Origin of the sequence: Thermodesulfomicrobium sp. WS (genome assembly GCF_027925145.1) — a bacterium.
Classification (GTDB): domain Bacteria; phylum Desulfobacterota; class Desulfovibrionia; order Desulfovibrionales; family Desulfomicrobiaceae; genus Thermodesulfomicrobium.
Window position 1 is genome coordinate 844,678 of record NZ_AP027130.1, and the last position, 19,951, is coordinate 864,628.

The window sequence follows — 19,951 nt, forward strand, 5'->3', positions numbered from 1 at the left end:
CCAAGTGTGCTCGCATCACTTCAGGGGAGCGATGTATGGACGTGGAAGTGGCGGTCAATGGACCGTGCTGTTCGGGATGCGGGGCTTGCGTGGAGCTTGCCCCGGAGGTCTTCGCCCTTGATGCCGGTGGTACGGCGCAGGTGATCTGCAGTCGCTGTCCGCAAGAAGTGGCCTGCAAGGCGGCACAGTACTGTCCCGAAGACTGTATCGAGGTTATGGTTCCGGGAACCAGCGCAGAGTCGGCATGCCACGAAGCAGACCGAACTCGGTAGCATACGCCCCAAAGCAGGTGAGTGCCGCCTGCTCTTCCGGCCCAAGATCGGAATGCATGGTGCGCCAGTAGGCGAGTACGGCCTCGGCAGGGATGCCGTGCAGGGTGGCGGCCAGGGGCGCGAGCTCGGGGAGGCGTTGGGGGAGGGTGCGGGAGATGGCGGTCAGGGCCTCGTGGAGTTGGGTAATGGCTTCGCGGTGCTCGGCAATGCTTGCCGCGCGCACGATCCACACCGCAAAAACAAAGGGCAGCCCAGTGAAATGGTGCCAGGCCGTGGCCAGGTCGATGACCTGCCAGCCCGGCGGTGGATTCAGCCACCGCTCCAGGGCGATGTTGCCGATCTCCAGATGCGGCCGGCCTGTGTCCAGTCCGTGGCCCGGGGGGCACGGCTGCCATTGGGGCTCCGGCAGCCGCCATGCCCGGTGCCAGAGGATGCGCAGCAAGGCCGACGAGGTGGCTGAGGCTGTGGATACCAGCACCGGCCCGGGATGGTGTTCCATCCATCGCCCCAGCTCTTCCAGGGGGGTCGGGGAAAGCATGAGCACGCTTTGCACCTGGTGGCGGGCGCAGATACCGTGGCCGGCGAGCAGGCGGTAGTGTTCCGCCCCTTGCAAGTACTCGAAGGAACTGGAGGGAGAAACGTCCAGCCGGCCTTCGCGCAGGGCGCGGTTGAGTTCGCTGGGGTGCCCGGGCAGATGGACGCAGCCCCTGCCTTCCGGCAGCAGCCGGGCGAGCAGTTGGAACACGTGCCAGACGTTGAGATAATCGATGCGCCCGAGGCGCAAGGGAAGCGGCATGGCGGAAAACAACGCGCCTGGAGACCTCTCCAGGCGCGCGTCGTTGGCACGTCTTAGCTCAGCTGGGCGAGCAGGGTTTCCTTGATCTCGGTGATGGAGCCTTCGCCGTTGAGCTCAATGTATTTGAATCCGGCCTCGTTGGCCAGGTTCTTGAAGTAGTAGCAGGCGGCCAGGGTGCCGGTTTCGGTGTTGTAGTAGATGTCGTGACGTTTGTTGATGGCCTCTTCGTCCTGGTCATCACTGCGGGCCGAGAGCTCACCGCCGCACACCCGGCACTTGCCGTCCACCGGCTTGATGGCGTCGATAAAAATGTTGTTGGGGTGGTTGGGATCGTTCTTGCAAAGACGGCGGCCCATGATGCGGTTTTTGGCCACCTCGCGCGGCAGCAGGATCTCGATGACGTAGTTGAGCTTCACGCCGTCGGCCTTGAGGGCCTCCCACAGCTTCTGGGCCTGGACGATGGAGCGGGGAAAGCCGTCCAGCAGCCAGCCGTTGGGGCCGGCCTTCTTGAGCACGTCGAGCACCATGGGGATGGTGATGTCGTCGGGCACCAGCTCGCCGCGGTCGATGTACTCCTTGGCCTTTTTGCCCAGTTCCGTGCCGCCGCCGATGTGCTGGCGGAAGATGGCGCCGGATTCGATGTGGTCCAGATTGTACTTCTGTTTGACCAGCGACCCCTGGGTGCCTTTGCCGCTGCCATTGGGTCCGAAAATCAGGATGTTCACGATGAGCCCTCCTTTGCAAAAAATTTCACAACCGCCTATCCCTCGGCGTGGGGGCTGTCAACGTCGGACCACGGAGCCGTGTCGTTGCGTGCGTGAAGGTTGCCTTACTCCAAGCGGAACCGGCCCACCAAGGACTGCAGCTCCGCCGCCAACTCGGCCAGGCGTTGGGCGCTGGCCAAGGTCTCGCGGCTTACCGCGCCCATTTGTGCCCCGGCATCGTTGACCTTGGCGATCTCGCTCGTGATGCTTGCCACAACACCTGCGTTCTGTTCCGCCAATCCTCCGGCCTCAGTCACCCCGTCCAGGGTCTTGGCGATGTTCGCCGCCATCTCCTGCATGGCCTGGGCCTGTTCGTCGATGACCAGGGCAATGCGCTCCACGATCTCTCCCACTTGATGGAATACCTGGGCAAAGCGTTCCACCGCGGCGTTGACCGAGGTGGTCGCCCCCTGCACCCCGTCGATGCGCTGGCGGATCTGTCCGGTGGCTTGGGCGGTCTGGTTGGCGAGCTCCTTGATTTCATTGGCCACTACCGCGAATCCCCGGCCTGCCTCGCCGGCTCGGGCGGCCTCGATGGTGGCGTTCAAGGCGAGCAAGTTGGTCTGCGAGGAGATCCCTGCAATGGCCTCGCTCACGGTGCCGATCTCCTGCGCTGCTGCCACCAGTCCGGTGAGGATGCGCTGGACCTCAGCCACCTGGCCGGCCGCTTCCTGACTGATGTGTCGGGCTTGGGTCGTCTGGCCGGCCACCTCCCGTACCGTGGTGCTCATCTCTTCGGCCGCGGCGGCCACGCCTTCCAGATTGCGGCTGGCCTCCTGCATGCGCCTCGCCACGGAAGCCGTGTTGATGCTCATTTCTTCGGCGGCCACGGCCACGGTATTGGCGCGATTCGATGTCTCGCGCACGGCGGCGTCCATCTGCTGCGCCCGGGCGCTGGTGGAGGTGGCGGTATGGTCCAATTGGCGGGAGACCTCGCGCACCGCCTGCACCAGCTTGGCCATGGAGCCCACAAAGCAGTTGAAGTCCCGGGCGATCTGCCCCAGTTCGTCCTTGCCCTCGGCAAGACGCATGGACAAATCGCCTTCGCCCTGGGCAATTTCCGACAGCGCGCGGTTGACCTGGCGCATGCTGCGCACGATGGTGACGGCAAAAAAGATCGATATGCCGATGGCCAAGACCGCGATGGCGACCACAAAGCCGATGGTGCTCCAAAAACTCCGCTGTCCTTCGGCGCTGATCGTGACCAGGCGTGCTTGCACATCAGCCGTCTCGGCGGCGATGATCTCGGCCATATCGTTGATTTTCTGGGAAATACTACGGAAATAATCGGCAGGAACAACCCCGAACCTGCCTTCCGATGTCTTCTGGATGATCCGGTTGAGGATCTGATTGGTTTCCTGCCAATGGGGCGAGGAGCGGTAGCTCGTCAGCTTTTCCTTGCTCGCCTTGGTGAGCACGAGGGCGGGAGAGGTGAGCCCGGCGTCTGCCTCGGCCTTGAGGGAGAGCAGGGTGATGAATTGCGCCTCGGTCAGAGGCTTGTCCTGGGCCAGGATCTCGGCGCCGAGGGCTCGCAGCCGCCCTACGCTCTCCTTGGCGTGCTCGAGGACGATGAGCCCGCCGAGGACTTTGCCGAGCCCCTTGGTGGTCCGGGAATTGACGATGGCCCCCTGAAGCTTGAGGAGATCCGTGATCATGGCGGTGTAGGTCTCGACGATGGCCGGGCCGAGGTCAGGAGATGGGGCGGCAAAGCGTGTTCGCGCCGCGCGCAGCCGCTCGCTCAGCCCACGCACGGGCTCCAGGGAAAAGCTGCCCACTGCAGCGCGTGCAAGCAGCCCGTCCACGGTGCGCAGGGCATTGTCCGTGGCGGTTCGGGCTGCGTCAAGACTCCCTTGGTCCGTGGCCTGACTCATCCACAGTATGGTGGTGCCGCGTTCTTTTTGGAGACGGTCCACCAGGGTCGAGGAGGCGGCAAAGAGCGGGATATTGCCGTGCATTTCCTCGACGATGGCCTGTTCTTCGAGCAGACCACGGATGGTGAGCGTCTCGGCCACGAGAAAGGCGACGAGCGGCAATGCGGCGACAAGGATGATGCGGTGCAAGACGGTAAGATGCATGAAGTCCTCCTCAAGACATGTCCGGGATGCCTGCGGTCGCGTGCGTATCCCGTGGTCGAAGGCTGGGAATGCTCAATGGTTCCTCGATGCGCGTTTCCCGACTGCCGTTGCGAGTGGCCACGGCGCCTGGGTGAGACAAGGGGTGCAGTTCCTCCTGCCCTACGCTTAAGCCGTGGTGCGGCCACGCTCACGGTGCCGACCACGGGCAGAGAGGTCTTCGGTGCACGACGCATGGACGCCTCCGTCTCAATGGCGCACAATACACCAAGGGGCGACCCTAATTTGCGCCAAGATGGCCCGTCGGTCAATGGGGGGCGTCTTCTTGGGGCGATTGTGCGTCACGGCACGAAGTCGTTGGGGCCATGGCGGGTGGCAGGCCATGGATATGTTCGGCAAGGAACAATCGTCTTGGAGGGTCAATCCTCCCGCAATTGCGCTCCGCTGCGTAACCGCGCCCTCCTGCGCCCGGACCGCCCATTTCCCAACCGCGGCCTGCGCTCCCGCTGCGCAACCGCGCTTCATTGCTGGGGCGAGGGCCGAGAGGCTCGATGCGATTGCCCTGAAGGAGTGGGGGGCGCTGCGCAATACTTATGCTTCGGCTCGGTTGGGGCCGTGAGACGACGGCCTCTGCGGGGGGCGGAGGGACTCAAGCATGTCCGGTGTCCATCGGAGGGGAAATCTGTAGGGGAGAAAGTGAGGTGGCGAACTCGAGAGGATATACCGCCAATGGATTGTCTTTTCCTTTGATACGGATTTCTCGCCGAGGACCAGTAGCCACTGTCTCTTCCATCATCCCCTGAACATCTTCCGACAGCAGTACTTCTCCCGGTTGTGCCGCACTCTCGATGCGCTTGGCGGTATTTACGGTGTCTCCAATGACGTCGTAGAATTTAACCCCCATGCTTCCTAAAAGTCCTTCAACGACCGGACCAATGTGGATGCCAATTCCGGCACTGATATGTTTTTTCGCGAGAGCATGGTTGACGTAGGTCCGCAGATCCATGGCCGCGCGAACCGCTGAATTTGCAGTGGGAAAAACGGCCATCACTTCATCTGCAGACAGTTTGAATTTGATTGTTTTGTGGCGAGAAAGAACAGATTCTGCGATTTGATAATATTCTGTTATGAGGTTTACAACAGATTCTGGAGATTGTGATTCACTCCAATGGGTAAAACCACGAATATCCATAAACAATACGGCACGTTCACGCCTCTCAAGGTTCAACGTGGATGGATCTAGGAATGTTTTTCCGAGCAAATCACGACCGAACAGCCATTCTGAATAGGTTCGAAGTTGCAGAGAAGTTTCTTTCAAAAGGCTAAGGTAGCGTTGTGCAGTCAAATTTGCAATTCCTGTGCTGATACCGAGAAATAGAACTACCAATCCAATGAATTGGTGGCTTGGGTCTCGGAAAAAAGCATCCAAAGAAAGTACTTGTTGAGGATTGGTGTATTTTTCAAAAAGACCGTACATTATAAAAAATATGATAGATGTGCGGGTCACATTCTCAATGACGATGATGGCTGCGCTGAATACTGAAGACATCCAATGCTGGATGGTTTGGAGTGATCCGATGGTAAATGCAAAAATCCAATAGATGAGGTGATGTGGAGAGGAAAAAAAGCCGGGCCCTTCCAGGAGACTTTCTACCAAGGTGTAGAGCGCTGGCCCGATCAAATTTCCCCAAAAGCGGCGCGGATGAGCAGTCGTCTGCCAGCGTGTCAGCCAATAGGCCTGCATCATGCTCGCAGTGAGGATCACGTACAGATCAGGGGCGCGGAGATACTCTTGAGGGCGTTCGATGAGGATTTCCAGCAGGATGTTGACAATGGGAAAGTGGGCGGAATTACTGCAGAGTTCCAGCCAGAAACGTGTAGCAAACGAACCAGTGATTCTTGTTTCGAGAGGGGAAGGGCTTGGAGAATCCATGGGTTGGACCACCCTGATGGCGCTTTTGAACATCCACTCGTGGAGCTGTCCTCGACGTCCTTGCCTCCAGTCGTCGTCGGCGAGGCCGGTTGCCTCCTGACCCGCCGCAACTCAGGACGCCGGAGGGGAGAGAAAAAACGGATCAACGGGGTTCCGCCACAGGAGATTTCCTCAAACCCTCGAAGGGTCTTCGTTGGCGCTGGAAGAGTACTGCTCCTGGCGGATCTTGGCAAAGGTCTGGATGCCGATGGGCAGTTTCTTGCGCACCATGGGAGCCTCCTGTCGGTCAGGATGCACGAAAGGCTAGTCCGGGGCGCGCGGGAAGTCAAAAGCGTGGATCCGTCCTGTTGCCGGACCACGATATTGTCGCCCTTGGGTCGGACAATACCAATGTTCCTCGATGAAGGTTCGGGCTTTTTTGGAGGGATGTGTGGAATGTGGAGGTGCTAGCGCCGCAAGACCCAGAAGATGAGGCTCAGGACCAGGCTCACCACGATGCAGGTGGTGATGGGAAAGGCGAAGGTGAACCCCGGTCGCTCGATGAGGATGTCTCCAGGAAGTCTCCCCCAAGGGAAGCGGCGCAGTACCGGCCACAGAAGCCCTACCGCCACCAAGATCATGCCCAGGATAATGAAGAGGCGATGCATGCGCCCAAAATAGTTCGGACCATGCCTGCTGGCAAGGGTGCGGGAAATGGTGCTGCGGGTGTCGGCTCCCCTGGAGTCATTGCATCGCGTCATGCCGGCGTGCCGCAGGCGGCGGTGGGGTTTGGGCGCCGTGGCGGCGCAAAAAGCGGGAGAGCGGGGAGGCTTGGGGCGCTTGTTCCGAAGTCTTGGGGGGGCAGGGCGGGCTTTGCCGAGGATGCGTTTGTGGTGCGTCACTGGTTGCAACCGATTGGGGCCTTTGGGCTTTGTCGTGGAGGATAAGCCTGAGCAACCGTTGGGCCAGGAGTTCGAGGTCGTGGGCCTTGGCGCGGATGGTCTCGCCTTCGGCGTGCAGGGTGTCGGTGGCGTGGTGGACTGCGGTCATGTCCTGGGTGGTGTCCTGGCATAGGGCCGCGATGGTCGTGGTTTTGGCGGAGATCTCCTGCAGGCCGAGGAAGAGATGGCTGATGGCGGTGGAGGATTCCTGCACGCTGTGTGCTTGGATGCTGACGGCTTCGGCCACGGCGGTCATGGAGGTGAGGGTGGTGGCCAACATGGTCTGGACCTGATCATTGTGTTCTCGGGCCGCATGGGCCTTCTCGCGGATACTGGAGAGGGCGGCCTCCACCTCCGCGGTGGCTTCGGCGGTCTTTTGCGCGAGGTCTTTGATCTCCCGGGCAACGACGGCGAAACTTCGACCAGCCTCGCCGGCGCGGGCGGCCTCAATGGTGGCGTTGAGGGCGAGGATTTGGGTGCGGGTGGCAATGGAATGAATGAGGCCCGTGATCTCGTCGATGCGCCGGGAGGCGGCTTCCAATTGCCGGGTCGTGTCTGCGGCGGCGCTGGCATGGCCCATGGCGGCGTCGGCCGTGGCGCGGCTGGCGGCGGCGTCATCGCGCATGCGGTTCATGTGGGCGGAAATCTCTTCCACGCTTTGGGTCAGGACCTGGGCATTGGCGCTGGCCTCTTCCATGGCTGCGGCCACAGCGTCGAGGTTGGTCTCCATGGTGTGGGTGGATGCGGTGACGTGCTCGCTGCGGCTGACCGTGGCCGCGACTTGGGTGAGCAGTCCATGGGAACTGCTGGAGAGATCGGTGGCGGCGTCGGTGATCTGTCCGGCGGCCTGGTGGATTTCGGCGAACAGTCCTTCCAGGCGGGCAAGGAGGACATTCATGGCGTGGCTGAGCTGGCCGATGGCGTCCGGGTGGGAGGCGTCCAGACGGCGGGAATAGTCGCCGGCAGCCGCACAGGTCGCAGCCTCGGCCATGCGCGCCACAGGCCGAAGGAGGAGGTGGCTGCCGCCGATGCCCACAAGCAGGGCCAGGGCCAAGGGCACGGGCAGGCTGGTGAGAACCCCTTGGAGGATGCGTGCCTGAAGGCCGGAGAGGAGATGGGCTTGCGGCACCCAGAGTACTGCGCGCATGCCCCAGGGGAGGTCGGAGACCTGCTGCCACACGAGAGTCTCTCCGTCGCTGGCAAACTCCCCTTGGCGGGTATGGGTGGTGCGCACGTGGGAGAGCAGTTTGGGGGGCGCTTGCGGGGTGAGGGGGCGCCCTTGGGCGTCCAGGAGACAGGCGCTGCCTGCCCCGCCTACGCCGGTTGCGTGCACGAATCGTCCAAATTCCAGCCGGATGAGGGGGCGCACCACTTCCACGGCACCGATAACCTGATCGCCAAGGTCTTTGACCGGGCTATAGGCCGCAAGCCACGGGCTGCCGTCGTGCTCCACGATGCCCATCCACGGGCGCTGCTCGTGCGTCAGGCTCCGCGTGGCCGGGTGGTCCGGGGCAAGCCAGGAACCTTGGGGCCAGGGCTGCTTTCCTTCTGGGGCCCCGCCGGCGATACGCACCAGCCGGTTTTGGTGAAGTTGCAGGAAGTGCACCTGGGCGCGGGTGAGGCTTGCGGCCTTGGAGAGGGCCGGGGCGGACTCGTGCAGATAGCTCCCCCCGACTTTGATGGACGGGAGGATGGAGGGGGTCGCCTCTCCGTCGAGCAGGATTTCGGCCTCAGCCAGGGGTTCTACTACCGGGAAGCCCGCGAGCTCCACGGTGGTGCGGGCGATGTCGAGATCCGCCCGGATGCCTTCTTCTTCCAGACGGGATTGGAGGATGATGGCCTGAGCGAGGGTGGCGGCCACGTGCTCGAGGGCGGCACGGCCGTTTTCCACAAAGCCTTGGCGGGCGGCGCGGCTTTGGCCCAGGGTGGTGGCAAGGATGGCGGCCAGGGCCGTGCCGATGACCAAGAGGGTGAGACGGACAGGAAAAGACACGTGGCGCACACAAGCCTCCTTGGCGTTGGGTGCGCCGATGCTGCCGCAGGACGGTGGTGGTTTGGTGACGGAAAGGTGTCGGGATGGTTACCGGCGTCCTGTGTGCTCCAGGCGTTTTTCCCAGAGCGCCGCTGCCGCGAGGGCGAGAAGCGGGGGACAGCCATTGCCATGGCGGTCGCTGACGCGCCTAAGGCCGGGGACGCCACGACGCAGCAAGGCCGAGGCCGGCGACGAGAGGACGCACCCCAACGCGATGGGCGGGTTGACAGGTGAAATCCCCAGGCGGCCCAAGGGGGGAAGAACATTGCGCTTCCATGCCAGGCGAGAGGTCATCGCTGGCCGCGGTCAGCCTTTGAGTCGCTGTCCTGAACGAGGCGGTGATTTCAATTTGTTGTTGGCAGAGGAGCTGCTTTTGGGGTGTTGAGGAGTTGTTGGGCCAAATGGAGCACTTCCTCGGCTTCCAATGGCTGTTGAGCGCCGTGTTTGCGCACATGGGCGAGTACCTGCTCCACGTCGACACCTTGTCCAAGTAGGCCGTGACGAGACAGGAGCTGCACAACGGCTCCTCGTCCGCTTTTGGCCCCCCACAAAAGATGCCGCTGCATCCCCAAGCGTTCTGGTGGACAAGGCTCGAACAGCCCAGGGTCTTTGAGCAGCCCATCCACATGGAGTCCGGATTCGCTCGTGAAGATGTGTTTGCCTGCGATGGCCTTGCGGGGGTCCAATGAGAGCCCGGTGCTGTGGGCCACTTCGTGGCAGAGTTGGCGCAGAGAACACATGTCGTCCTTGCGGGACGCGCGGATGAGGGTGAGGTATCCCGCTACTTCCTCCAAGGCACTGATTCCCGCCCGTTCCCCAAGCCCGAGGAGACTGACGTCGGCCCAGTGGCCCCCGGCATCCAGAGCGCATAGGGCATTGGCTGTGGCCATGCCAAAGTCGTCGTGACAGTGCACGCCCACGGGCAGGCGGGTTATGCTTTGCGCCCAGCGGACGGTTTCGGCGCAGGTCTGGGGCGTCCAGATTCCTCGTGTATCGGCCAAACGCACACCATGGGCGCCAGCACGTTCTGCGGTGCGCAGGAAGGGCTCTATGGCATGCAACGGAGCACTGCTGGCGTCTTCCAGACCCACCCGGATGGTGAGGCCTAGGCTTCGGGCATTACCAATGGTGGCCACGAGCCGCTGGAGTGCTTCGGTTACGGAGATCTTGAGGCGGCGGGCAAGATGCTGCGGCGACACCGGTATGCCAACGTGGACGGCATGAAGCCCGAGCTTGGCGACCGTGCCTAGGATCTCCGGCCGACATGGGGCCCAAATGGCGCATCGGGAGGCAAGGCCATGGCGCTGTGCCGCCGCGGCGATATCCTCAATGCCGTCCTTTCCCAACCAGCCGATTTCCACCATTTCGACCCCTGCACGGACCACGTCTCGCAGTATCCGTACCTGAAGTTCTTTGGGGAACTGGACTCCTACTGCCTGGGCCCCTTCACGTAGTGTAGTATCCAGAAGCATACGCCCCTCCCTATCTAAACAGGCTTTCAGATTTCATGCCGGATCCGAGATCCGTGCGGTTTTCCTTGATGAGAACAGGGGGGGACCACCCTTCCAAAATGTTGGATCCTTCAAAATGGAAGGGGACGACAGGAACAAGGCCAGGAAAGGGGTGCGGCGCACTTTATAGACAAATATTTGAAATTATTGATTATTATTTGATTGGGTCCCGATGGCATGCCCCTTGCCCCAAGGTAGGACATTCTTGCGGGAGATCCCTGCAGGAGATTGGATATGCGCTTGTTAAAGAAGGAGAAGAACAATGCGAAAGGTAGCTATCTACGGCAAAGGCGGCATTGGGAAGTCCACCACGACCCAGAACACGGTGGCAGGGCTGGCAGAGATGGGGAAAAAAGTCATGGTGGTGGGCTGTGATCCCAAGGCAGACTCCACCCGTTTGCTTTTGGGCGGTCTGGCCCAAAAGTCGGTGCTCGATACCTTGCGAGACGAAGGCGAAGATGTGGAACTTGCAGACATCCGCAAGGAGGGATTCATGGGCACGTGGTGTGTGGAATCCGGTGGTCCGGAGCCTGGTGTAGGGTGCGCAGGTCGAGGGATCATTACGTCCATCAATATGCTCGAATCCTTGGGGGCGTATGATGCATCGGAGGGTCTGGATTATGTGTTTTACGACGTTTTGGGCGACGTAGTGTGTGGCGGCTTCGCCATGCCTATTCGCGATGGAAAGGCGGAAGAAATCTATATCGTCTGTTCTGGTGAAATGATGGCCATGTATGCAGCCAACAATATCTGCAAAGGCATTGTAAAATATGCACAATCCGGTGGTGTTCGTTTGGGAGGACTTATTTGTAATTCCAGAAATGTGGATAATGAGCGCGAAATGATTATGGAACTTGCGAAACGTTTGGGCACTAAAATGATTTATTTTGTTCCTCGTGATAATGATGTGCAGAGAGCAGAGATTAATCGTATGACGGTTATTCAATGGAAGCCAACAGCACCTCAGGCAGATCATTATCGAAATCTTGCTAAGGCTATCGATTCTAACGACATGTTCGTCATACCAAAGCCGCTTCCAATTGAGAATTTAGAGAGCCTACTCATGGAATTCGGTCTTTTAGATCAGTAATTTACAGAAAAAGGAGGTATTTTTATGATTATGATTCGTGCTATCGTTCGCCCTGAAAAGGCTGATGATGTTCTCGCTGCCCTTATGGAAGCCGGATTTCCTGCAGTGACCAGATACTCCGTAGCTGGGCGTGGTAAGCAGCGAGGTATCAAAATTGGTGAAGTGACGTATGACGAGATCCCTAAGACAATGCTTATGAGTGTTGTTCCGAGCGCTGATAAGGATTTTGTTGTAAGTGTTATTATGAAATCTGCTAGAAGCGGGGCAAAGGGTGCTTTTGGTGACGGAAAGATTTTTATTTCTCCATTGGATGCTGTGTATACTGTGAGTTCTGGAGTGTGTGATTCGGATATGGAGGCCAGACAATGAAAGAAGTGATCGCCGTGATTCGTATGAATAAGATGAATGCTACAAAAAAGGCGCTCACCGACGCAGGTATTGCGGCCTTTTTTGCCCATGAATGCTTTGGCCGAGGAAAAGGACTGGTAGACCCGAGTGCTTTGGATGGGGTCAAAAGGGGAGTGGAAGAGGCCGTAGCGGCCGTTGCGGACCCGATCAAGCTGTATCCCAAGCGGATGCTCACTGTGGTCGTTCCGGACGAGATGGTGGATGATGTGGTGTCCACCATCATGGAAGCCAACCGCACAGGCCAGCCTGGAGACGGCAAGATCTTTGTGCTCCCTGTTTCGGACTCAGTGCGGGTGCGTACGGGCGAAAGCGGCACTAAGGCTATTGTTTGAAGGAGGAGGAAAGTATGAGCGCGCCTGTCAAGAAATTTAAAGCGTTGGATCCAGAAGAAGTCAAAAAACAGCTGGTTTCCCGCTATCCTGCCAAGGTGGCCCGAAAGCGGGCAAGTCAGATCGTCGTCAATGAGCCTGGTGACGTGCCGCCGGAGATTCTCGCCAATGTGCGCACCATTCCCGGCATCATCACGATGCGCGGTTGCAGCTATGCGGGGTGCAAAGGGGTCATCCTGGGCCCGACTCGGGACATTGTGAACATCACTCATGGCCCCATTGGGTGCGGTTTTTATTCATGGCTTACCCGTCGCAATCAGACCGACGCCTCGGCAGAGGGTGCTGAAAATTATATGACTTACTGCTTTTCTACGGACATGCAGGAGCAGGATATTGTCTTTGGCGGCGAGAAAAAGCTCGAAGCAGCAATTCAGGAAGCTTATGACATATTTCATCCAAAGGCGATTGCTGTGTTTGCTACTTGTCCGGTTGGACTTATCGGAGACGATATCCATGCAGTTGCAAGAAGGATGAAAGCAAAATTTGGAGATTGTAACGTTTTTGCTTTTAGCTGTGAGGGATATAAGGGAGTAAGTCAGTCTGCTGGTCATCATATCGCCAACAACCAGATTTTTACTCATGTCGTTGGAGAAATTGATGAACCACGCAAAGGGAAGTATACTATCAATCTATTAGGAGAATACAATATCGGCGGTGATGCATTTGAGATTGAGCGTATTCTTGATAAGTGTGGAATTACTCTTTTAGCGACATTTTCTGGAAATTCCACGTATGAACAATTCGCAACGGCGCATCAGGCGGATCTCGACTGCGTCATGTGTCATCGCTCTATCAATTATGTCGCCGATATGCTGGAGGAAAAGTACGGAATTCCTTGGATTAAAGTGAACTTCATTGGGGCCCAGGCAACGGCCAAGAGTCTTCGGAAGATTGCCGAGTACTTCCAGGACCCTGAGCTTCTTGCTCGGGTAGAGGAGGTCATCGCCGAGGAACTCCCCGAAGTGGAGGCTGTGGCCAATGCGGTGCGTCCGCGCACCCAGGGTAAGACGGCCATGCTTTTTGTCGGCGGGTCTCGCGCCCATCACTATCAAGAGCTTTTCAAGGAAATTGGCATGAAGATCTTGGCCGCGGGGTATGAATTCGCTCACCGCGATGACTACGAAGGCCGCCAGGCTCTGCCCCGGATCAAAGTGGACGCCGATAGCCGCAACATCGAGGAGATTGAGGTCACGGCCGATCCCAAACGCTATCGCCCCCGCAAGACCGAGGAACAACAAGCCGCCCTTGAGGCGCAGGGATTCACCTTCAAAGACTATACCGGCATGATGGCAGAGATGGAGAAGGACACATTGGTCATCGACGACCTCAATCAGTTTGAGGCGGACCGGCTCATCGAACTCTACCGCCCCGATATCTTCTGCGCAGGTATCAAAGAAAAGTATGCAGTGCAGAAGTATGGCATCCCCCTCAAGCAGCTCCATAGCTATGACTATGGTGGTCCTTATGCCGGATTCCGTGGAGCCATCAACTTCTACAAAGAGATCGACCGCATGGTGAACAGCCGGGTGTGGACCTATCTCAAGGCTCCATGGCAGCAAAATCCGGAACTCTCAGCGACCTACGTGCATCAATAAAAAAGGAGCAACTCATGCTGCTACGTCATACACCACAAGAAATCATCGAACGCAAGGCGCTCACCATCAATCCGGCCAAGACCTGCCAGCCTATTGGGGCCATGTACGCTGCGTTGGGCGTCCACGGGTGCTTGCCTCATAGCCATGGGTCCCAAGGCTGTTGTGCCTACCATCGCAGCACCTTGGTACGCCACTACAAAGAACCTGTGTCCGCTGCCACGAGTTCTTTTACGGAAGGCGCTTCGGTTTTCGGCGGCGGCGCAAACCTCACCCAGGCCATCGAGAACATTTTTACAGTATATGATCCAGAAGTTATTGCTGTACACACGACTTGTCTCTCTGAGACCATTGGAGACGATCTCAATCAGATCATCGATAAAGCTAAAAAGAGCGGCAAGGTACCTGAAGGAAAGAATGTAATTTTTGCGAATACTCCAAGCTACGTCGGTTCTCATGTCACAGGATTCTCTTCAATGGTGAAGAGTATTGTTTCAAGTTTTGCAAAAACAGATGGATCGCCTTCAGGAAATGTTAATATAATACCTGGTTGGTTGGAACCTTCCGATATGGAAGAGATAAAACGGCTCGCTTCTCTCATGGGCGTTCCAATTACAATGGTTCCAGACACATCTGGAGTTCTCAACGCTCCGCTGACGGGTCAGTTTACTCTGTTTCCCAAAGGCGGTGTGACGGTGGAGGAACTGCAGGCCACAGGCAGGGCCAAGGCCACAGTGGCCTTGGGTGAGTGGTGCTCGGCAGAAGCGGCCCGTTGGCTGGATGCTCAGTGTAAGGTGCCGTGTACCATCATCGAGATGCCCTATGGACTTCTCGGAACGGATCGTTTCATTGATGCATTGCGGGTTGCAGGCGGTGTTGCGGTTCCAGAATCCATTGAATTCGAGCGGGGACAGCTCGTGGATTTCATCGCCGACATGCATCAGTATTTCTACGGAAAGAAGGTCGCATTGGTAGGTGATCCTGATCAGCTTATCGCTATGACCGATTTCCTGGTGAGTATCGATATGCATCCAGTACATATCGTTACAGGGACTCCAGGATCACGTTTTGAGAAACGAATCCAGGAAATCGTTGCGCCCCTCGGCTATACACCAAACGTTCGTGCCGGTGGTGATATGTTTTTGTTTCATCAGTGGATCAAAAATGATCCGGTCGATGTTATCATTGGCAATACGTACTGTAAGTACATCTCCCGTGATGAGGATATCCCTTTGCTCCGGTTTGGATTCCCTATCTTGGATCGAGTGGGACACCAGTACTTTCCTACGGTTGGGTATAAGGGCGGACTTCTGTTTCTTACCCGCTTGCTGGACGTGCTTTTGACCCGCAAGGACCGCGATGAACCTGAATCGAGCTTTGAGCTGGTGTATTAAGGGGGCTATGATGGCGATTCCTGAACGCGTTGTCTTGGTGTGTCAGAGCTTCCGTACTGCTGGTGAGCCCAAAGGGGTGTGTCATCGGCACAATGATGGCCTGGCGCAGTATCTGGAAGAGGAGATCCTTGCCCGCGGCTTGGACATGCAAGTGATCACGACGGGGTGTCTGAAGCGCTGCGAGCGAGGACCAGTCGTTGCCATCATGCCGGAGAATTGGTGGTTCGGCGCAGTGGACAGCGAGGAAGCGGTGGACGCCATCCTTGATGGTCTCGAAAACGGCGAACCGGCTGCCAATCGTTTGGAGTAGTTATGTGTATCCGCCCTGCCACCCATGCCGACCTTGCTGCCATGACGGGACTCTTGGAGCAACTCTTTGGTATCGAGACAGAATTTGCCGTGGACAAAGCCAAACAAATGCGAGGGCTGGCCCTCCTGCTGGAAACCCCCAAGGCCGTGGTCCTCGTGGCGGATGTAGGTGGCAAGGTGGTGGGGATGGTAACCATGCAGACCGTGGTTTCCACTGCGGAAGGCGGTCCAGTGGGTTGGGTGGAGGACCTTGTCGTGGATGAGGCCTGGCGGGGCAAGGGCATCGGTTCGGCTTTGTTGCGGGCCATCCTCGGACTGGCCTTTGCCCGTGGTCTTTCTCGCGTCCAGCTCCTCGCCGATGCTGAGAATGCCGCTGCCTTGCTTTTTTACCACCGGCATGGGCTTCGGCGGACGCGTATGGTGTGTGTGCGCGCCGTGCCCTGACGAGGAGGTCATTATGAACGCGGTACTCGAAGAACGGGCGTCTCAAGTTTGTCGCCTGGGAGAAGAGCCCTTTGCTATGGTTTGCAACCGCCCGAGTCTTGCAGGGGCCGTGAGCCAGCGGGCTTGCGTGTTTTGCGGTTCGCGGGTGGTCCTTTATCCCATCGCCGATGCCTTGCATCTGGTGCATGGGCCCATTGGTTGTGCGGTGTATACCTGGGATATTCGGGGGGCACTCTCTTCGGGCCCGCAACTCCATCGCATGAGCTTTTCCACGGATCTCAAAGAAAAGGATGTCATTTTTGGGGGCGAGAACAAACTCGCCGCAAGTCTCGATGAGCTCATCCCCCAATATACCCCCAAGGCCGTGTTCGTGTACTCCACCTGTATTGTGGGACTCATCGGCGACGACGTGGATGCCGTGTGTCGCAAGGCGGAGGAGCGTTTTGGCATTCCAGTCATTCCTGTGCACAGCGAAGGCTTCAAGGGGAACAAGCGCGCAGGGTATTCCGCAGCCTGCCAGGCTCTCATGCGTCTCGTGGGTAAGGGGTCCACTGAAGGAATCGGACCTCTGAGCGTCAATATCCTCGGTGACTTCAATCTCGCCGGTGAGATTTGGATCGTGCGGGGCTATTTGGAGAAGATGGGGATCCAGGTGGTGGCGAACGTCACGGGGGATGGACGCGTGGAGGACATCCAACGCTGCCACGGGGCGCGGCTCAATCTGGTGCAATGCTCGGGGGCGACCATGGAATTCGCCCGCATGCTTCAAGAGCGCTATGGTATTCCTTGTATCCGGGTGTCCTACCTGGGCATCGAAGACATGGCCGACTCTCTGTACAAGGTGGCAGACTTCTTTGCCGCGCAGGATCCTTCTTTGCGCGAGCGCACGGCCCAGCTGGTACGGACCGAATTGGAGTGGCTGCTGCCGCGGCTTGCAGAGCTGCGCCGCGATCTCGAAGGCAAGCGGGCAGCCCTCTACGTGGGAGGATCGTTCAAGGCCTTCTCGTTGGTCAAGGCGTTCCGTCACCTGGGCATGCAGTCGGTAGTCGTGGGTTCGCAGACGGGTACCACTGAAGAGTACGAGGAACTCGCCGGCATCTGTGATCCGGGAACCATCCTCGTGGATGATGCCAATCCTTTGGAGCTCGCCGCGTTTCTCGAGGAGAAAAAGGTAGATGTATTCGTTGGAGGGGTCAAAGAGCGACCCATCGCCTACAAGTTGGGAATTGGCTTTTGCGATCACAACCATGAGCGTAAAATCGCTCTGGAAGGATTCGTTGGTATGTATAACTTTGCAAAGGAAGTACATGCATCTACCATGAGTTCTGTTTGGAAAATTATGCCACGCAAAGGATATAAACCTCCTTTTCTCGATAAGGAGGGTTGCCATGTCTGAGTATGTGTCTACAATAAATGCATGCAAAATGTGTATGCCGATTGGTGCTGCTCTGGCATTCCGTGGTATCGATGGATGTATTCCATATATTCATGGTTCTCAAGGATGTGCCACATATATGCGACGGTATATCATCAGCCATTTTCGAGAGCCAATCGACATTGCGTCTTCTTCGATGGACGAGAAAGCTGCTGTGCATGGTGGAGGTCCGAATTTCAAGAAGGGCATCCTCAATGTCATGCGCAAATATAATCCTCAATTGGTAGGGGTAGCCACCACCTGTCTGACAGAAACCATTGGCGAAGATGTTCCTCGTCTGGTGCAGGAGTTTCGGGAGGAGTTTGCAGATCTTCCCTTGCCAGAGATCGTGACCGCCTCCACCCCCAGCTATTCCGGGACCCATATCGATGGCTGGCATGCGGCCTTGCAGGCGGTGGTGAATGGCGTGGCCCAGCCCGTCGATTCCCATGGGGGAGTGACGCTTATGCCGGGATTTCTCTCTCCTGCGGATCATCGTTGGTTCAAGGAGTTGGGCGCGCGCATGGGGCTTGCGCTGACCCTCCTGCCCGACTTCAGTGACGTGCTCGACGGCCCGACCTGGGAGACCTATCAGCCCCTGGCTCCGGGAGGGACTCCCATGGAGGCCATTCGGCGCATGGCGGGGGCCTGCGCTACGGTGGAGCTTGGTGTGCCGCACCGTCTTTCTCCAGCCCAGTCTCTGGAGCAGCGTTTGGGCACGCCTGCACGCTTTACGGACACGCCCATCGGCCTTCGGGCCACCGACCGCTTTCTCGGCGTGCTCACGGAGTTGGGCGGGTGCGTGGCCCCGCGGGAGGTAGCTGCCCGGGGCCGGCTTTTGGACGCCCTGGTGGACGGCCATAAGTATGTCTTCGGCAAGCGGGTTGTGGTCTACGGCGAGGAGGAACTGGCCGTGGGAGTAACGGCATTCTTGGCCGAGATGGGAGCTCGACCGGTGCTCGTGGCCACGGGTGGCGCGAGCGCTACCCTGGCCGATCGTGTCCGTGCCGTCGTAGACGGGCTGTGTCCTTTGCCCGAAGTGCGCACCGAGGCCGACTTCCATCAAATCGAGGAAGAAGCCAATTCCATGGAGCCGGATTTTCTCGTGGGCCACAGCAAAGGATACAAGCTTGCGCGTTCTCGTGGCATCCCGTTGATCCGTCTTGGATTTCCCATTCACGATCGGTTTGGAGGACAGCGTCTTTTGTGCGTGGGCTATGATGGTGCCCTGGAGCTTTATGATCGTATCGTCAACGCCCTGCTGGCCCAGAGTCAAGATGCATCTCCGGTAGGATATTGGTATCTTTAGCCCATAAGGAACGGTCATCATGTGCAGGCAAAAAGATCGTAGCGTACATCCATGCTTTGAAAAAAAATCCGCATGCTCTGTTGGGCGCGTCCATTTGCCAGTGGCTCCCACATGTAACATTCAGTGTAATTACTGCGATAGGAAGCATGATTGCATCAATGAATCCCGTCCAGGAGTGACGAGTGCGGTGCTCTCCCCCACGCAAGCCAGTGCCTATTTGGACATGGTTCTTGAACGGGAGCCGCGTATCCGGGTGGTGGGGATTGCGGGTCCGGGGGATCCGCTGGCCGAGCCTTCCCGAACGCTGGAGACCATCCGTCTCGTGGCGCAGGCCCATCCTGAGTTGTTGTTCTGCCTTTCCACCAATGGGCTGGGGCTTCCTGATGTCGTGGATGACTTGGCGGATTTGGGCGTGACCCACGCGACCGTGACCGTCAATGCCGTGGACCCGAAAGTGGGAAGCCAGATCTACCGGTGGGTGCGTTTTGCCAAGCGTGTCTACCGCGGTGAGGAAGGGGCCCGGCTGCTTTTCTCCCGGCAGGAAGAGGGGATCCGCCGTCTCAAGGAGCGGGGGATGACCGTGAAAGTGAACACCATCGTTATCCCTACGGTCAATGAGAACCATGTGCTCGAGGTCTCGCGCTGGGCCGCGGGCCTTGGTGTCGACATCCAGAATTTGCTCCCGCTGTGTCCAGCTGCCCAGACCCCCTTTGCTGCCTTGGGCGAGCCCGAGGAGCATTTGGTGGAGGCGTTGCGGAACGAGGCCTCGGCCTTGCTGCCTCAGATGCGCCATTGCCAGCGCTGTCGTGCAGATGCCGTGGGGCTTCTCCATGCGGATCAGTCTCGGGACTTGGCCCCGGTACTGCGGCAAGTGGCTCATGGCCCAGCCGTGTCGCGCCCATACGTAGCCGTGGCCAGCCGGGAGGGGCTTTTGGTCAATCAGCATTTGGGCGAAGCAGCTGCCTTTCAGATTTGGCAGCCAGGACAATCGCCGCGCCTGGTGGCGACACGGCCCGCGCCGGAACCCGGCGGGGGCGATGGCCGGTGGCGGCAGATGGCGCAGGTTTTGGGTGATTGCAGTGCGGTGTTGGTCCGGGCCGCAGGGGCGCGCCCCAAGGAAGTTCTCAGCCAGCAAGGCATCACCGTGTATGAGGTGGAGGGGCTGGTGCGGGACGTACTTGCGGCCTATGCCGAAGGCCAAGACATGGGCGCATTCCGGCCCTGTTCCGGTACGGGATGTCGTGGCGCGTTGGGGGGAGGAGGCGTTGGATGCGGGGCCTAACACACGTTTTTTGGGGCGGA

At 58.5% G+C, this 19,951-nt stretch carries 19 protein-coding genes; 11 read left to right on the forward strand and 8 right to left on the reverse strand.

The window, feature by feature from the left end; all coding sequences use genetic code 11:
* Positions 1-35: 35 nt before the first annotated feature.
* Positions 36-272 (forward strand): ferredoxin, encoded by a 237-nt coding sequence (locus QMF81_RS04130; RefSeq protein ID WP_281752283.1) that lies wholly within the window; start codon positions 36-38, stop codon positions 270-272.
* Here QMF81_RS04130 and QMF81_RS04135 read toward each other — a convergent pair.
* The 8 genes from QMF81_RS04135 to QMF81_RS04170 form a co-directional block, all read right to left on the reverse strand.
* Positions 214-1,068 (reverse strand): menaquinone biosynthesis protein, encoded by an 855-nt coding sequence (locus QMF81_RS04135; RefSeq protein WP_281752285.1) that lies wholly within the window; start codon positions 1,066-1,068, stop codon positions 214-216. The two genes, QMF81_RS04130 and QMF81_RS04135, sit on opposite strands and share 59 nt — an antisense overlap.
* Positions 1,069-1,121: 53 nt before the next feature.
* The gene (locus QMF81_RS04140; RefSeq protein ID WP_281752287.1) at positions 1,122-1,793 is read right to left on the reverse strand and encodes an adenylate kinase; all 672 of its coding nucleotides are present in this window, start codon (positions 1,791-1,793) and stop codon (positions 1,122-1,124) included.
* Positions 1,794-1,897: 104 nt separating this feature from the next.
* Positions 1,898-3,907: a methyl-accepting chemotaxis protein gene (locus tag QMF81_RS04145; protein ID WP_281752289.1), complete on the reverse strand. Its 2,010-nt coding sequence runs from the start codon at positions 3,905-3,907 to the stop codon at positions 1,898-1,900.
* Positions 3,908-4,553: 646 nt separating this feature from the next.
* Entirely contained in the window at positions 4,554-5,870 is a 1,317-nt protein-coding gene (locus QMF81_RS04150; RefSeq protein ID WP_281752290.1) for an adenylate/guanylate cyclase domain-containing protein, read from the reverse strand.
* A gap of 413 nt (positions 5,871-6,283) precedes the next feature.
* Complete coding sequence (locus QMF81_RS04155) at positions 6,284-6,484, reverse strand: DUF2905 domain-containing protein (RefSeq protein WP_281752291.1); 201 nt, start codon at positions 6,482-6,484, stop codon at positions 6,284-6,286.
* 76 nt (positions 6,485-6,560) lie between these two features.
* Positions 6,561-8,759 (reverse strand): methyl-accepting chemotaxis protein, encoded by a 2,199-nt coding sequence (locus tag QMF81_RS04160; protein WP_281752292.1) that lies wholly within the window; start codon positions 8,757-8,759, stop codon positions 6,561-6,563.
* Between the two features lie 78 nt (positions 8,760-8,837).
* Positions 8,838-9,083, reverse strand: coding sequence for a hypothetical protein (locus QMF81_RS04165; protein WP_281752294.1), 246 nt, complete (start codon positions 9,081-9,083; stop codon positions 8,838-8,840).
* A 50-nt stretch (positions 9,084-9,133) separates the two neighbouring features.
* On the reverse strand, positions 9,134-10,261 hold the full coding sequence (locus QMF81_RS04170; RefSeq protein WP_281752296.1) for a pyruvate carboxyltransferase: 1,128 nt from the start codon (positions 10,259-10,261) through the stop codon (positions 9,134-9,136).
* A 301-nt stretch (positions 10,262-10,562) separates the two neighbouring features.
* On the opposite strand from QMF81_RS04170, the gene nifH reads away from it, so the two are divergent.
* Genes nifH through QMF81_RS04220 form a run of 10 tightly spaced genes read left to right on the forward strand, consistent with a single transcriptional unit; the run spans position 10,563 to position 19,931 of the window.
* Positions 10,563-11,390, forward strand: a complete 828-nt coding sequence (nifH, locus tag QMF81_RS04175; RefSeq protein ID WP_281752297.1) for a nitrogenase iron protein — start codon at positions 10,563-10,565, stop codon at positions 11,388-11,390.
* 24 nt (positions 11,391-11,414) lie between these two features.
* Positions 11,415-11,759 carry a P-II family nitrogen regulator gene (locus QMF81_RS04180; protein WP_281752299.1) on the forward strand — a complete coding sequence of 115 codons (345 nt, stop codon included), beginning with the start codon at positions 11,415-11,417 and terminating at the stop codon, positions 11,757-11,759.
* Positions 11,756-12,130, forward strand: a complete 375-nt coding sequence (locus QMF81_RS04185; RefSeq protein ID WP_281752301.1) for a P-II family nitrogen regulator — start codon at positions 11,756-11,758, stop codon at positions 12,128-12,130. The genes QMF81_RS04180 and QMF81_RS04185 overlap by 4 nt, the downstream gene beginning before the upstream one ends.
* A 14-nt stretch (positions 12,131-12,144) precedes the next feature.
* Positions 12,145-13,782 (forward strand): nitrogenase molybdenum-iron protein alpha chain, encoded by a 1,638-nt coding sequence (gene nifD / locus QMF81_RS04190; protein ID WP_281752303.1) that lies wholly within the window; start codon positions 12,145-12,147, stop codon positions 13,780-13,782.
* A 14-nt stretch (positions 13,783-13,796) separates the two neighbouring features.
* On the forward strand, positions 13,797-15,173 hold the full coding sequence (gene nifK / locus QMF81_RS04195; protein WP_281752305.1) for a nitrogenase molybdenum-iron protein subunit beta: 1,377 nt from the start codon (positions 13,797-13,799) through the stop codon (positions 15,171-15,173).
* A 10-nt stretch (positions 15,174-15,183) separates the two neighbouring features.
* The gene (locus QMF81_RS04200; protein ID WP_281752927.1) at positions 15,184-15,483 is read left to right on the forward strand and encodes a (2Fe-2S) ferredoxin domain-containing protein; all 300 of its coding nucleotides are present in this window, start codon (positions 15,184-15,186) and stop codon (positions 15,481-15,483) included.
* 2 nt (positions 15,484-15,485) lie between these two features.
* On the forward strand, positions 15,486-15,926 hold the full coding sequence (locus tag QMF81_RS04205; RefSeq protein WP_281752307.1) for a GNAT family N-acetyltransferase: 441 nt from the start codon (positions 15,486-15,488) through the stop codon (positions 15,924-15,926).
* Positions 15,927-15,939: 13 nt separating this feature from the next.
* On the forward strand, positions 15,940-17,322 hold the full coding sequence (nifE, locus tag QMF81_RS04210) for a nitrogenase iron-molybdenum cofactor biosynthesis protein NifE (protein WP_281752309.1): 1,383 nt from the start codon (positions 15,940-15,942) through the stop codon (positions 17,320-17,322).
* The gene (locus QMF81_RS04215) at positions 17,315-18,649 is read left to right on the forward strand and encodes a nitrogenase component 1 (protein ID WP_281752311.1); all 1,335 of its coding nucleotides are present in this window, start codon (positions 17,315-17,317) and stop codon (positions 18,647-18,649) included. Before nifE ends, QMF81_RS04215 begins: the two co-directional genes overlap by 8 nt.
* A 19-nt stretch (positions 18,650-18,668) precedes the next feature.
* The gene (locus tag QMF81_RS04220) at positions 18,669-19,931 is read left to right on the forward strand and encodes a radical SAM protein (protein ID WP_281752313.1); all 1,263 of its coding nucleotides are present in this window, start codon (positions 18,669-18,671) and stop codon (positions 19,929-19,931) included.
* Positions 19,932-19,951 lie beyond the last annotated feature (20 nt).

Excerpts from the sequence above, each read along its gene's own strand:
- QMF81_RS04130 (WP_281752283.1), top strand. The coding sequence starts at position 36 with ATGGACGTGGAAGTGGCGGTCAATGGACCGTGCTGTTCGGGATGCGGG.
- QMF81_RS04135 (WP_281752285.1), bottom strand. The coding sequence starts at position 1,068 with ATGCCGCTTCCCTTGCGCCTCGGGCGCATCGATTATCTCAACGTCTGG.
- QMF81_RS04145 (WP_281752289.1), bottom strand. The coding sequence starts at position 3,907 with ATGCATCTTACCGTCTTGCACCGCATCATCCTTGTCGCCGCATTGCCG.
- QMF81_RS04150 (WP_281752290.1), bottom strand. The coding sequence starts at position 5,870 with ATGTTCAAAAGCGCCATCAGGGTGGTCCAACCCATGGATTCTCCAAGC.
- QMF81_RS04155 (WP_281752291.1), bottom strand. The coding sequence starts at position 6,484 with ATGCATCGCCTCTTCATTATCCTGGGCATGATCTTGGTGGCGGTAGGG.
- QMF81_RS04165 (WP_281752294.1), bottom strand. The coding sequence starts at position 9,083 with ATGACCTCTCGCCTGGCATGGAAGCGCAATGTTCTTCCCCCCTTGGGC.
- QMF81_RS04170 (WP_281752296.1), bottom strand. The coding sequence starts at position 10,261 with ATGCTTCTGGATACTACACTACGTGAAGGGGCCCAGGCAGTAGGAGTC.
- nifH (WP_281752297.1), top strand. The coding sequence starts at position 10,563 with ATGCGAAAGGTAGCTATCTACGGCAAAGGCGGCATTGGGAAGTCCACC.
- QMF81_RS04180 (WP_281752299.1), top strand. The coding sequence starts at position 11,415 with ATGATTATGATTCGTGCTATCGTTCGCCCTGAAAAGGCTGATGATGTT.
- QMF81_RS04185 (WP_281752301.1), top strand. The coding sequence starts at position 11,756 with ATGAAAGAAGTGATCGCCGTGATTCGTATGAATAAGATGAATGCTACA.
- nifD (WP_281752303.1), top strand. The coding sequence starts at position 12,145 with ATGAGCGCGCCTGTCAAGAAATTTAAAGCGTTGGATCCAGAAGAAGTC.
- nifK (WP_281752305.1), top strand. The coding sequence starts at position 13,797 with ATGCTGCTACGTCATACACCACAAGAAATCATCGAACGCAAGGCGCTC.
- QMF81_RS04200 (WP_281752927.1), top strand. The coding sequence starts at position 15,184 with ATGGCGATTCCTGAACGCGTTGTCTTGGTGTGTCAGAGCTTCCGTACT.
- QMF81_RS04205 (WP_281752307.1), top strand. The coding sequence starts at position 15,486 with ATGTGTATCCGCCCTGCCACCCATGCCGACCTTGCTGCCATGACGGGA.
- nifE (WP_281752309.1), top strand. The coding sequence starts at position 15,940 with ATGAACGCGGTACTCGAAGAACGGGCGTCTCAAGTTTGTCGCCTGGGA.
- QMF81_RS04215 (WP_281752311.1), top strand. The coding sequence starts at position 17,315 with ATGTCTGAGTATGTGTCTACAATAAATGCATGCAAAATGTGTATGCCG.
- QMF81_RS04220 (WP_281752313.1), top strand. The coding sequence starts at position 18,669 with ATGTGCAGGCAAAAAGATCGTAGCGTACATCCATGCTTTGAAAAAAAA.